Here is a 13,228-nt window from a genome sequence, read left to right on the forward strand (position 1 = left end):
ATATGACATATCGTGAAAAGAACAAACCCTCTTACCTGCTGTTTCTTCAGAAAAGCATGTTATGATAATTGCATAATAATAAATATACATCAATGAAAAGGGAGGGAGAAGCTTGCTGCCGCCGTTTGCTGTCGATGATTTAAAAACGGGAACAACAGATAGGCTGAAAATAAAAAACTGGATGATAGAAAATCCCAGTTTTGTCTATCCTGATCAAACTTTTGCGCAAGCAGCCCGGCTGATAGAAAAATTACATGCCAGCTGCTTACCTGTTGTGAGCGAGGGAATGAAACCAGTAGGGCTTGTAACACCTTCATTGTTGATGCGCAGTCTGTTGCATGGAAAACAAGATGAGCTGATTTTAAAAAGCATGACAAAAGAGAACTTTTCGATTATTTCATCTCACGATTCTTTGATGGATTTGCACGCTTTACCATTCGACTATTTTCTCGTTGCCGATGAAGATAACCAATTAATTGGGTTGATTACACAAACCGAAATCTTGCACGGCATTTCTTACTATATCCAAGAATTCCATCTATTTGAACATTCACCAGAAATTATTAATATCATTTTAGAAAGCGCTTATGAAGGGGTGGCAGTGGTAGATGAGCAGGCACGGGTTGTGGCTGTGAATGATGCGTACACCCGGTTTATCGGAATTGATAAATCAGATGCAATGGGAAAGCATGTGACAGATGTGATTGAAAATACAAATCTGCATAATACGGTACAAACAGGGCTGCCAGAGCGTGGTGCCATTCAGTATATTCAAGGACAGCCGATGGTTGTTCACCGGATACCGATATGGAAAAACGACCGGGTTGCAGGGGCCATTGGCATGCTGATTTTTGAAGGATTGACAGAACTTTATGAAATCTATGAACGCATGCAGAAAAATAGTGAACGCACCCCGGCTCCAAAACGAAGTGTTTTTCCCAATACTTTAGAAGGAAGAAGGATCACAACACTTGAACAGATTATTGGAGACAGCAAAAGCACAGCTGAATCAAAATCCATCGCACGAAAGGTTGCTAAAAAAAACGTGACCACATTAATTACTGGAGAGAGCGGTACCGGTAAAGAGATGTATGCGCAAGGCATCCATCATTTAAGCCCTTTTACAAATGGGCGTTTTGTTAGTGTGAACTGCGGTGCTATTCCAGCCTCGCTTGTTGAAGCGGAATTGTTTGGTTACGAAGAAGGAGCATTTACCGATGCTAAAAAAGGAGGAAAGCCTGGGAAATGTGAACTTGCTCAGAATGGAACACTCTTTCTGGATGAAATCGGTGAGATGCCAGTCGATATGCAGACAAAATTGCTGAGAGTTTTGCAGGAAAAAGAATTTGAACGTGTTGGAGGAACGAAGCGATACCCGCTGCATACACGAATCATTGCCGCTACAAATAAAAATCTATCTCGTTTAGTGAAAGAAGGAACATTTCGAGAAGATCTCTATTACCGGCTTCATGTGATTGAGATACCGATCGCGCCGCTGCGGGAACGCAAAGAAGATATCCCGCCGCTTGTGTCGCATTATTTAACGGTACTTTCCAAAAAGCATGAAACAGCTGTCAAAACACTTACACCAGAAGCAATGAACATGTTTGTTCAATATCCTTGGCCCGGCAATATAAGAGAGTTAACTAATGTTATCGAGAGACTGGTTGTGTTAATAGAAAACCAAACAATTGATCGAAAGCACTTGCCGGATTTTCTTTCAAACGAAACATCTGCCTTCAGGGACAACGCCCCCTCTGTCCAGCCGCTTCCATCGTCTGTTCGTGATGTGAAACAAGAAGAGGAGAGGCGAGAAAAAGAAATGATTGCTGCTGCCTTAAAACAAAATAACGGCAATAAATCAAAAACGGCGAAAACATTAGGTATTCACCGCACGACTCTTTATCAGAAACTTAGAAAATATCAGATTGATTGAATGTAGATATATCACTACACAATCAACGTTTTGTAGTGACATCCCTACATTTTTAAGCTGCAGCAGCATTCCTCTTTGTTAACGGATGAAAGAATGAGAAAAGCGGCGCTTTCACTATAAGAACTCGGCGGCAAGCCGAGTTTTTCTTATTTTATGCGCATGCTGGCACACGTATTGCATTGATATAGAGTGACCACGTAAAGAAAGGGGAGATACTGATGAATCACTATGCTTCCTTTCTCACACCGCCAACAATAAGATATGGACGGCATGCGTTTGAGAAAGTAGGGGAAGAAGCGGCGAAAAAAGGGGAACACGTGTTATTAATTAGTGATGATGTGATGAAAGATATCGGCTATGTCGCCCAGTGCCAGAAAAGTCTTGCCAAACAGCGTGTGAAAAGCACAGTCTATACGGGGGTAGGGACAGAACCAACGGATACTTACGTTCAAGAGGCATTAACACTGTTGGAGCAAGAAAAATGTGATGTTATTGTTTCGCTTGGCGGGGGCAGCTGCATCGATACAGCAAAGTCCGCCGCCGTCATTGCTGGCAATGGAGGCTACATCGGCGATTATATGGGCGGTAAAAAGGCAGCATTACAAAAGCCGCTTCCGCATATTGCCGTTCCAACAACCGCAGGTACAGGTTCTGAAGCAACGGATGTGACGGTTATTACAAATACGGCAAATGATGTGAAAATGATGATTAAACAGCCTGCATTTTTACCAGAAGCAGCTATTGTAGACCCGTTACTAACAAAGTCAGCGCCTAAGCCGGTCAAAGCAGCAACGGGGGTGGATGCATTAAGCCACGCCATTGAAAGCTATCTTTCTACTCTTGCTCACCCAATGACAGACATGATGGCTCTTTCTGCGATGGAACGTATTGTTCATAACATTATGCCGGCTTATGACAATGCGGAAAATACAGACGCTTTAGAAGAAATGTCTATCGGGGCGATGCAAGCTGGACTAGCGTTTTCTAATGCATCCGTCTGCTTAGTACATGGTATGTCCCGTCCTATTGGCGCTCTTTTTCACGTGCCGCACGGTTTTTCCAATGCGATGCTGCTGCCGGCTGTATTGGAATATACCAAGGATGCTGCGGTTGAGCGCCTTGCTGACTTAGGGAGAATTTTTGACCCAGAAGCAAAGGGAAAACCTGATAAAACCGCTGCTGACATTGCTGTGGCTTCGGTAAAAGAACTGTGTTCACGCTTGAATATTCCTAATTTAAAAGGATGGGGAATCGATGAGAATGATTTTGTAAGCGCTGTCGATAAAATGGCAGATGATGCTTTAGCAAGCGGCAGTCCCGCCAAAAATCCTAAAGTTCCCAATAAAAAAGAGATAAAAGATTTATATCATATTTGCTACGACTATGATTTTTCCGCAAATATTAATGTGAACTAAAAGAAGGAGTATGCAAGGGAAAAGAGGAGGGGGAAGGGACATGGATATAGTAGGCACCGCGGGGCTTATCATATCCCTGGCACTACTGATATATCTCACCATGAAAGGTGTTAACATCGTCATTGCTGCTCTTATCTGTTCTGTTTTGACAGCGGTTACAGGGGGGCTTAACCTGCAGACGGCAATGATGGAAAATTACATGAATGGATTTACTGATTACTTTGCTTCATGGTTTTTAGTATTTTTACTTGGTGCCATTTTCGGCAAAGTGATGCAAGTAACAAAATCGGCAGAAGCGATTGCCCAATGGATTCAGCGGACACTTGGGACGAAACGTGCTGTTTTTGCGGTTGTAGCGGCAGCTGCCATCATGACGTACGGCGGTGTGAGTTTATTTGTGGTTGGCTTTGCCGTCTACCCGATTGCTGTCTCCTTATTTCGAGCAGCCAACTTGCCGCATCGATTTATTCCAGCAGCACTTGTGTTCGGTTCCATTTCTTTTACGATGACAGCTCCTGGCTCTCCAGAAATTCAAAACATTATTCCGACCGAACATTTTGGTACGACGCCGGCGGCTGGAGGATGGATTGGTGTTGTTAGTGCACTGCTTATTATGGTGGCTGGCGGGCTATGGCTAAGTCTTTTAGTAAAAAAAGCAGTCAAAAATGGTGAAACATTTGAACTGCCAGGCGAGAACTCCTCTCGAAACGAAATGGCAGCCGCTGTAGAAAAAGCAGAGGAACCAGAGCAGACACCAGATAGAAAACAAGAGCTGCCAAATGTGTTTGCTGCGCTATTGCCATTACTTGTTGTTATTGGTGCGTTGAATATTTTATCGATGTTTATGAATCCAACAGCTGCTTTACTGGTTGCACTAGTAGCAGGAATTACATTGGTTTGTACGCTGATGTTTCGATTTTTGCATGCATTTTGGGATTCGATGGCTTCAGGAACCCAAAACGCGTTAGTAGCTTTAGCAAATACATGTGCTGTTGTTGGTTTTGGCAGTGTCGCAGCACAAGTGTCGGCCTTCAGCCGCGTTGTAGACGGCTTGGTGAATATGCCGGGGCCGCCATTACTAGGTTTAGCGATTGGAGTCACTGTTATTTGCGGTATTACCGGTTCTGCCTCTGGAGGTTTAGGGATTGCCTTGCCAATTTTGGCACCCATTTATCTTGGACAAGGCGTCCATCCAGGGGATATGCACCGGGTATCTGCTTTAGCCTCGGGCGGTATTGATTCCCTGCCGCATAACGGTTATGTCGTTACAACGATTCGGGTCATTTGCGGGGAATCTCATGCACGGGCTTATAAGCCAATTTTTCTCCTAAGTGTTGTCGTTCCGTGTATTGTCTTATTCTTAGCTGTTTTCTTATATACCATTTTCTAACATTTACTGAATAAATAGAAGGAGGAAGAATGATGATTGAACATTCCGTAAAAACATTGAAAAATTACATTGGTGGACAGTGGGTAGATGCACAGTCTGATCAAACAGAAAAAGTCTATAATCCAGCAACCGAAGAAGTCATTGCACATGTTCCGATTTCCTCGACAGAAGACGTAAATGGTGCAGTAGATACTGCTGCACAGGCTTTTAAAATGTGGAAAGATGAGCCAGTTCCAAAACGTGCCCGAATGATGTTTACACTTCAGCAGCTGCTCGTGAAGTATTGGGATGAATTAGCGGAAATTATTACAATTGAAAACGGGAAAAACTTTACCGAAGCTCAAGGAGAAGTACAGCGCGGGATTGAATGTGTTGAATTTGCAGCGGGAGCCCCTTCACTGATGAAAGGAGAGCAGCTGTCTTCCATCGCGACTGACTTGGAAAGTGGAATGTATCGTTACCCAATTGGAGTGATTGGAGGAATTACACCGTTTAACTTCCCAATGATGGTGCCGTGCTGGATGTTTCCGATGGCGCTTGCAACCGGGAACACTTTCGTTATGAAACCATCCGAGCGCACACCTTTACTGGCAAATCGTTTGGCAGAAATCGTGGAAGAAGCCGGCTTTCCAAAAGGCGTGTTTAACATTGTTCACGGTGCACATGACGCGGTAAATGGTTTGTTAGACCATAAAGATGTGGCCGCTATTTCATTTGTCGGCTCGCAGCCTGTGGCTGAATACGTGTATAAGCGCGGTACGGACAATTTAAAACGTGTGCAAGCACTGGCTGGTGCGAAAAACCATTCGATTGTGTTAAAAGATGCGAATCTGGATAATGCATCAACGCAGATTTTAAACGCGGCGTTTGGTTCTGCAGGTGAAAGATGCATGGCTGCTTCGGTGGTAGCGGTAGAAGATGATGTAGCAGATGAGTTTATCGCACAGCTTGTTGATAAAGCCAATAATGTGGGCATTGGGAATGGATTAGAAGATGATATCTTCCTCGGTCCAGTCATTCGCAAGCAGCATAAAGAGCGTACGCTGCAATATATTGAAACCGGGGAAAAAGAAGGGGCTGTGCTGGTACGTGATGGCCGCGAAGATAAAGAAGTCCGGGAAAAAGGCTACTTTGTCGGCCCGACCATTTTTGATCACGTCAGCGAAGAAATGAGCATCTGGCAAGACGAAATCTTTGCACCAGTCCTTTCGATTGTACGTGTAAAAAATTTAGATGACGCTGTTCAGACAACGAATCGTTCGCCATTTGCAAACGGGGCATGCCTGTTTACAAGAGATGGAGGGAACGTCCGCCAATTCCGTGAAAATATTGATGCAGGCATGCTTGGGGTGAACATTGGTGTTCCTGCACCGATGGCATTTTTCCCATTTTCCGGTTGGAAGCATTCTTTCTATGGCGATCTTCATGCAAACGGAACAGACAGCGTTGAATTTTATACACGGAAAAAAGTGCTTACCGCACGCTGGGTATAGAGAGGAAACGTGAGAGGAACCAATCGCTGGATTGGTTCCTTTTTTTTGCACTGATTAGAAAAAGGAACATGTCACGAGGAAATGAACCGTCGATGTGATTAACAATGATTGTTTCTACGATAGAAATATAGAAAACCTTGCCGGCCTGTTACATGGTCCAGCAAGGTATAACTATCATATTATGAAAACATTTGTCCGGTATGCATGGAAGGATAGTATCCACAGACGGCGTACTGATTGTAGTATCCGTGCGGACGCGGATAAATATCAAGTCTCGGGTCGTAACAAGTCACCATCTCGTCAATTGTTTCTGCAATCATTTCCTGGCTCCATGGCGGCGTTGTTTCTCCCGGTTTCTTGTTGTCTTCTGGCATGCGAATCCCAAACAAACGCCGTGTTTCCATTTCTACTGTATTGGTCAGCTGCATGCCAAGACAGAGGCTTTCAAACAGGCGCTGATGGACGTTGGCAGATATGAGCTGAATGGCTGCATCTTGCTGGCCGCTTTGCATAAGGGAGAGGAAAGCTTCTTCTATTGCTCGTCTTTCTGCAATCAGCATTTGTTCAAAGCACTCCATCATTCCCGTGACGTAGGGCAAAAAATATACAGGATGCTCGCTTGTAAAATACATGAGTCGTTTGAATTCCCGTGTTGCATAGCGTGTGGCTTCCTGCGGTGCATAATTGGAACTTAAAAATTCTGAGTCGGCGTATTTTGTCATATAACGGTGCTGTACGAACTCAGGCGGCACAGCACAGGGGTCTGCTGCGATGGGAATTGGAACATAGGGTGTCGTGACAGCGCCGGTAACAGCAAGCCACAATGTTTGGAGGCTATTTGGCACATGGGGACGAAGGTGGGCTACTTGGCCGTAGCCGGACCGGTCATTGGACCAGCGCGGGTCGCGGACAAGCGCGAGCATGTCTTCGAGACTGACAGGTGCCATAGCTTTCAGTTCTTCTTCTCTTTCTGGAGGAACGCGCACTGCTGTGAAATGATCGTCTGCTTTATCAACTCCTTCTCCTGGAAACGGTTCTCCATAGACATCTTGTAAGTTCATATAGTCAGGGTGGTCCGTGTCAGGGTTCCACCATCCTTGTTCCCTGGCAAATTCGATGATGTTATCTGACCCCATATAGTTATCGTTGTTTTGAAAATCGACAGGAAAATGATGGATGTAACCAGGATAAGAGACACGAACATCGTCCGGTCCGAGACGTTCTGCTGCCCATAAGCCCTGTCCACCCGCGTATTCAATCATGACCCAGCCTTCATCTTTATCAGCAAAGAGATGGGAGTTTCCTCCATATGTGGCAAAGCCATAGGTATTGATGAGCTCCCCCGTGATTTCCACCGCTTCGCGAGCTGTTGCCGCACGTTCCATGGCAATGCGGGCAAGATCGCTGTAATTCAGTCCGCGCTGGGGTTCAGGTGTCATTTCCACTAATTCGGAGCGTGAGGGCGACCAAATATCTCGTCCAGCCACGCCATGTTCGTTTAATCCGCCATTCGTTAAAGGAGGAGGGAAGCCTGCAAATTCGGAATACGTTGAACTAATGTACTTGTTTGTGTATGGAACTTGTGGAATATCAATCAATTCTCCAGGAAGATCGGCGTTCTCTGTGACCCCAACTTGAATCGTAGACCCCCTTGGATGCTGCTGGGCGGGTACGATATCTATCCAGTGGCTGGATGGTTCGTGTCCGAATCCTCCCAGCAGTGTAGAACCATCGCTTGTTAGATTTTTGCCAACAAAAAAACCAATACTCATTTCCTGCCACTCCTTTCCCCAACACTATTGATTTACTCTATGAACATGCGTGTTGCGTTATGACAACAAGCAGCAGATGCGATTGGCATGGCAGTCATGGTATCGGTGCTGTTTGCTTAACAATACCGTTTTTTGGCAGGTGGAGGCATCATCATAAAAAATATGCAAGAAACAAATGTTTAAACAACGATTAAAACGTGTATACATAACACAACAACCTAAAAGCACAAGCCTTTGATAAGGGCTGCGCTTTTCTGGTTGACATGTTCTGTTGATAAGGTGTATGATTATCTTGAATTCAAGATATTTAATTGAAGGACTTGATAGAAATGACACAATCAGATTACAGCCAAGAGGATTTGTCGTTAAAATCATTGATTGTTCTTTCTCGCGCTCATCACGCCGTCGAGGAGAAAATTAGAGAAGATATTACGAAACATGGATTAAATCCAACTGAATTTGCGGTTTTGGAATTGCTTTACCATAAAGGAGACCAGCCGATTCAGCGAATAGGAGAGAAAATTCTTCTTTCTAGCGGAAGCATCACATATGTGGTGGATAAGCTGGAGAAAAAAGAGTATTTACAGCGCAGACGCTGTCCAAATGACCGGCGTGTTATTTACGCTGCCATTACCGGTGAAGGCACCGAGTTAATGCGTCGTATTTTCCCGAAACACCAGCAAGCTGTACAGGAAATTTTCGGGGAATTAAATGAAGAAGAAAAACAAACATTTATTAGTTTGTTAAAAAGGGTGGGGCTTTCTTTAGAAAGCCGTTAATTTATCAACAATATCTTGAATTAAAGATAAATGAATTGAAGGGAAATAAGAAAGGAGTTATACAAATTGGCAAAAGCTACTGCCGGAATGCACCACATTACTGCTATTGCGGGAGATCCTCAAGTGAATCTGGATTTTTACAGCCGAGTGCTCGGGCTTAGGCTCGTCAAAACAACTGTCAATTTCGATGATCCAGGCACGTATCATTTATATTTCGGCAACGAAACAGGCGAGCCGGGAACGATTATGACATTTTTTCCTTGGGCAGGTGCTCCAAAGGGCCGGGTTGGAACGGGGCAAGTCGGTATTACGACGTTTGTCGTTCCAGAAAATACCCTGTCCTTTTGGGAAGAGCGGCTGCAGCAGTTCGATGTGAAGGTTACTAAAGCACAACGCTTTGAAGAGGAGTTTCTTCAATTTGAAGACCCGCATGGGCTGAGGCTTGAAATTGTCGCAAGAGAAGAAGGACCGAACAGTCAGTGGGAGCGGGAAGGCATCAAAAAAGAGCAGGCAATTAAAGGGTTTGGCGGAGCTGTTTTATATACAGGAGCTCCTAACAAAACCGCAAGTCTGCTTGAAGATGTTTTAGGATTAACATCAGCCGGCCAAGAAGATGAGTATTTGCGTTTTCGTTCGGACGGCGGGTTAGGAAATGTCGTGGATATCAAATTAACAGCAGAACCTAGAGGAGAAATGGGAGCAGGAACGGTTCACCATATTGCTTTTCGGGCAAAAGATATAAATGACCAAAAAGATTGGCAAAAGCATCTTGCAGACAGCGGGTACCACCCGACAGACATAAAAGACAGAGACTATTTTACGTCTGTATATTTCCGGGAATACGGCGGACTGCTGTTTGAAATCGCAACAGACCCGCCAGGATTTACACGCGATGAGTCATTGGAAGCATTAGGGCAAAATTTAAAGCTTCCAGAGTGGCTTGAAGTGCACCGAACACGAATTGAATCGATTTTACAGCCAATTGATAAAAATTAAAGGAGGCGAAGCATGAAACACATATTTGAAAAAGGCAGTGACGCACAAAAAAATACGTTTTTGCTGCTGCACGGAACCGGTGGGACCGAAACAGACCTCTTGCCAGTTGCGGGCATGATCGATGAATCAGCTTCAATTTTAGGTGTTCGCGGAAATGTCAGTGAACACGGGATGCCGCGTTTTTTCAAGAGGCTTGCAGAGGGTGTGTTTGATGAAGAAGATTTGATTGATAGAACGAAGGAGTTGTATGACTTTATTGACACAGCCGCTCATGACCATGCATTTAGCCGCGACCATGTTATAGCGGTTGGGTACTCAAATGGTGCCAATATCGCTGCAAGCTTATTGTTTCACTATCAACAACCATTAAAAGGAGCTGTTTTGTTTCATCCGATGGTGCCTAGAAGAGGAGTGGAACTGCCGGATTTAACAGGTCTGCCTGTCTTCATTGGAGCGGGCACTAATGATCCGATTTGCAAGCCTGAAGAAACAGAAGAATTAAGTAAATTGCTGCAGCAAGCCGGCGCCGCGGTTGATGTTCACTGGGAAAGCAACGGACACCAATTATCACGGAATGAAGTAGAAAAAGCAGCAGAATGGTATCGCAATCTGAAGTAGTAATATAAGGCTTTATCACCTTCATGAAAGGGGGGATAAAAAAGGAGCTGAGACATTTCTTTCCCCCTGAGATGAACAACCTGGCTCCGAAAAAGGAACGACCGTATACACGAAAAAGAAGAAATGGTGGTGTAGTGAGTGGGGATATTTGATTTTCTTAAAAAAGATAAACAAAGGAGCGATTCATCAATGGCAAATGTAAACGTAGCAATTATTTATTATAGTTCAACAGGAACCAACTACCAAATGGCACAGTGGGCAAAAGACGGAGCGGAAGCTTCAGGTGCCGAAGTGAAACTCGTGAAAGTACCCGAGATTGCACCACAGGCAGCTGTAGAGTCCAACCCAGCTTGGAAAGCGCATATAGAAGAAACGAAAGATGTGCCAGAAGCAGCATTAGACGATCTGGAATGGGCAGATGCGATCATCTTCAGCATGCCAACACGTTTTGGCAACTTGCCGGCGCAAATGAAGCAGTTTCTTGATACAACAGGGGGCTTGTGGGCAAACGGCAAGCTTATCAACAAAGTTGTAAGCGGCATGTCCTCTGCCAACAATCCACATGGCGGCCAAGAAGCTACGGTGCAAGCTCTTTATACAACGATGATGCACTGGGGAGCAATCATTGCTTCACCGGGTTATACTGATCCGGTGCAGTTTTCTTCCGGCGGCAACCCATACGGTGTCAGTGTAACAATTGACCAAGATGGCAACATGCAAGAAGATGTAGAAGAAGCTGTGAAACATCAAGCAAAACGTACGGCCGCTGTCGCTTCATGGGTCAAAAACGGCCAGCAATAAACAGGAGCATATGAAAAAGGTGGAGAGGTATTATCTCCGCCTTTTTTTACATGAATAGAAAAGGGGAAAAGACAGCGTTTTTAGTTATGTGCAGCGTAGAAACCAGACGTTGTTTTAAATCGCGCATGGAAGGGAGAAAAGAAATGTGAAACAATGAAAAAATAAAAATGGTAAAAGTGGTGAAAGAGGAGAAGATTTGTGTACACAGCATCAGCAATAAGTAACACATATGTTGGGGATATTCTGTTTTCCCCGTTTTCTTACGTCATCATACTTATAATCATCATTGGTATTATTTCTTTGTTTGTGTTTATTGTAAAAAGTGGAAGGCGGCAAAAACAGCAAAAGCGGCAAAAGCGGCAACTGCAGCGGATAGAAGAAAAATTAGATACGTTGTTGTTAGAAGAAGAACGGTAATTGTTTTAGGTCAAAAAGGCGCGTTTCTTAAGAAATGTGTCTTTTTCATATTTTAGGAACGTTTACCTTAGCAAAACGTCCCGCTTTCAAGACGCTTGCGCTTTTCTTTGTTCTATTTGAATTTTTTCTAGAAGGGAGAAATTGCTTTTTTGACATTTATTTGAAACTTTTTGCCATTTTTTTCGTCTTATATAATACTACTAGTTTTTTGAAAGGAGAAAGGCGGCGCTGAAATAAATGGGCGCATTTTTTCATTCGGCTGAAACGTTTGATGGCATCTGCTGATCAATAAGGTGGGACGATGGATCATGTTCTCGGCCGATGCATTTGGTATATGTAATAGAAACAGTACGATTTTAGCAAAGGGTTTGTGGGCGATGAAAAAAAAGGTATGGAAGAAAGCAGCGATAGACATTACAGCTGTTATTGTTGTATTAGTAGGCTATGCAGCATATAGTATTTGGTCTTTCAGCATGGACAATCAATTAGTGCGGTGTGATGCAGCGATTGTGCTCGGGGCAGCTGCAAAAGGTAATGAACCATCACCGGTATTTCGTGAAAGAATCAATCATTCTATTCGGCTTTATGAGGCAGGTTATGTCGATAAAATAATATTTACAGGCGGGAAAAGCGATGGCAGTACATACGCGGAAGCAGAAGCAGCGAGGAAGTATGCGGTGGAACGTAACGTGCATTCGGATGATATTTACATTGAAACCCAATCAACGATAACAGAAGAGAATCTAGAATATGCGGATGATATCGCTTCGGAGCATAACTTGGATACATTTCTTATTGTCAGTGATCCGCTGCATATGAAACGTGCAATCACGATGGCAGACCATATGGGAATGACGGCTTATTCCTCTCCAACACAAAGTTCGGCTTATGAGACATTGCAGACGAAAATACCGTTTTTCTTTCGAGAATTATTTTTTTACATAGGGTATCTGTTAAGTCTGCCATTTCGGTAAAAAAGCAGGAAGGGGGGAAGTGGTTGCATGATAAGGCCATGGGGAATGTTTTGTATCAGTCTCATAAACACGCTGATTATCGTGTCTCCTTTATTTACTTCGGTGACGGTGGGAAATAAAGGAGACTTAGAACATGCTGCGTTTGGCTGGCCGTTTCCATTTGTTATGCAGGATCTTTCGATGTATGACCCGCCGTATCCGTATAATATGACGTTCGCAACTCCATGGGAAACCCCTACGTCTATTCACCCGTTTTTTTTCATTGCTTCTTTTGTTGTTGTCAATGCTTTCATCTTCGTGGTGATGAAAATATGGTTGAAACGACAGAAGCGAGAAGCGGTGCTTTCGTGGTGGGAAGACATCCGCAAGGAAGGGAAAGCATCGTTTATATGGAACAACACTGCTGCATGCAGTGTACCTATCGGTGTGTTGATTGCTTTTCTTTTATTTTTATCTCAAAAGCTTTTCCTGTGGATGGAAATCATATTATGTGCAATGTTGTTTAGCTTGATTGGCGGATGTTTCGGTCTTCTGTTAGGAGGTATGGCCTGGATCATCAACGAAAGGAAATACCAACGGACAGAAGCTGTGGACCAGCTGTAGACCCAGCTTCTTTCATTGAGGCTAAAAGCGCATA

General features: G+C 44.0%; 12 protein-coding genes. 11 read left to right on the top strand and 1 reads right to left on the bottom strand.

Features of this window, described 5'->3' with window-relative positions:
- Positions 1–112: 112 nt before the first annotated feature.
- From BLT18_RS09630 to BLT18_RS09645, 4 genes are all read left to right on the top strand, one after another.
- The gene (locus BLT18_RS09630; RefSeq protein ID WP_245705234.1) at positions 113–1,936 is read left to right on the top strand and encodes a sigma 54-interacting transcriptional regulator; all 1,824 of its coding nucleotides are present in this window, start codon (positions 113–115) and stop codon (positions 1,934–1,936) included.
- A gap of 218 nt (positions 1,937–2,154) precedes the next feature.
- Positions 2,155–3,351, top strand: a complete 1,197-nt coding sequence (locus BLT18_RS09635; RefSeq protein ID WP_091273442.1) for an iron-containing alcohol dehydrogenase — start codon at positions 2,155–2,157, stop codon at positions 3,349–3,351.
- A gap of 40 nt (positions 3,352–3,391) precedes the next feature.
- The gene (locus BLT18_RS09640) at positions 3,392–4,741 is read left to right on the top strand and encodes a GntP family permease (RefSeq protein WP_175487454.1); all 1,350 of its coding nucleotides are present in this window, start codon (positions 3,392–3,394) and stop codon (positions 4,739–4,741) included.
- Positions 4,742–4,773: 32 nt separating this feature from the next.
- On the top strand, positions 4,774–6,234 hold the full coding sequence (locus BLT18_RS09645; protein WP_091273443.1) for a CoA-acylating methylmalonate-semialdehyde dehydrogenase: 1,461 nt from the start codon (positions 4,774–4,776) through the stop codon (positions 6,232–6,234).
- Between the two features lie 179 nt (positions 6,235–6,413).
- On the opposite strand, the gene BLT18_RS09650 is transcribed toward BLT18_RS09645, so the two are convergent.
- Positions 6,414–8,006, bottom strand: a complete 1,593-nt coding sequence (locus tag BLT18_RS09650) for a C69 family dipeptidase (RefSeq protein WP_091273444.1) — start codon at positions 8,004–8,006, stop codon at positions 6,414–6,416.
- A 329-nt stretch (positions 8,007–8,335) separates the two neighbouring features.
- Here BLT18_RS09650 and BLT18_RS09655 point away from each other — a divergent pair, with 329 nt between their 5' ends.
- The 7 genes from BLT18_RS09655 to BLT18_RS09685 all read left to right on the top strand — a co-directional run bounded on the left by BLT18_RS09655 (position 8,336) and on the right by BLT18_RS09685 (position 13,194).
- Positions 8,336–8,785 (top strand): MarR family winged helix-turn-helix transcriptional regulator, encoded by a 450-nt coding sequence (locus BLT18_RS09655; RefSeq protein ID WP_175487455.1) that lies wholly within the window; start codon positions 8,336–8,338, stop codon positions 8,783–8,785.
- A 66-nt stretch (positions 8,786–8,851) separates the two neighbouring features.
- Positions 8,852–9,781: a ring-cleaving dioxygenase gene (locus BLT18_RS09660; protein ID WP_091273446.1), complete on the top strand. Its 930-nt coding sequence runs from the start codon at positions 8,852–8,854 to the stop codon at positions 9,779–9,781.
- Between the two features lie 12 nt (positions 9,782–9,793).
- Positions 9,794–10,399, top strand: a complete 606-nt coding sequence (locus BLT18_RS09665; RefSeq protein ID WP_091273447.1) for an alpha/beta hydrolase — start codon at positions 9,794–9,796, stop codon at positions 10,397–10,399.
- Positions 10,400–10,588: 189 nt separating this feature from the next.
- A complete protein-coding gene (wrbA, locus tag BLT18_RS09670; RefSeq protein WP_091273449.1) occupies positions 10,589–11,200 on the top strand; it encodes an NAD(P)H:quinone oxidoreductase in 612 nt (203 codons plus the stop codon).
- Between the two features lie 198 nt (positions 11,201–11,398).
- Positions 11,399–11,617: a hypothetical protein gene (locus tag BLT18_RS09675; protein ID WP_091273450.1), complete on the top strand. Its 219-nt coding sequence runs from the start codon at positions 11,399–11,401 to the stop codon at positions 11,615–11,617.
- Positions 11,618–11,994: 377 nt separating this feature from the next.
- Positions 11,995–12,591, top strand: coding sequence for a YdcF family protein (locus BLT18_RS09680; protein WP_091273540.1), 597 nt, complete (start codon positions 11,995–11,997; stop codon positions 12,589–12,591).
- Between the two features lie 27 nt (positions 12,592–12,618).
- On the top strand, positions 12,619–13,194 hold the full coding sequence (locus BLT18_RS09685; RefSeq protein WP_091273452.1) for a hypothetical protein: 576 nt from the start codon (positions 12,619–12,621) through the stop codon (positions 13,192–13,194).
- Positions 13,195–13,228 lie beyond the last annotated feature (34 nt).

The organism is Alteribacillus persepolensis, assembly GCF_900099605.1.
Taxonomy (GTDB): domain Bacteria; phylum Bacillota; class Bacilli; order Bacillales; family Marinococcaceae; genus Alteribacillus; species Alteribacillus persepolensis.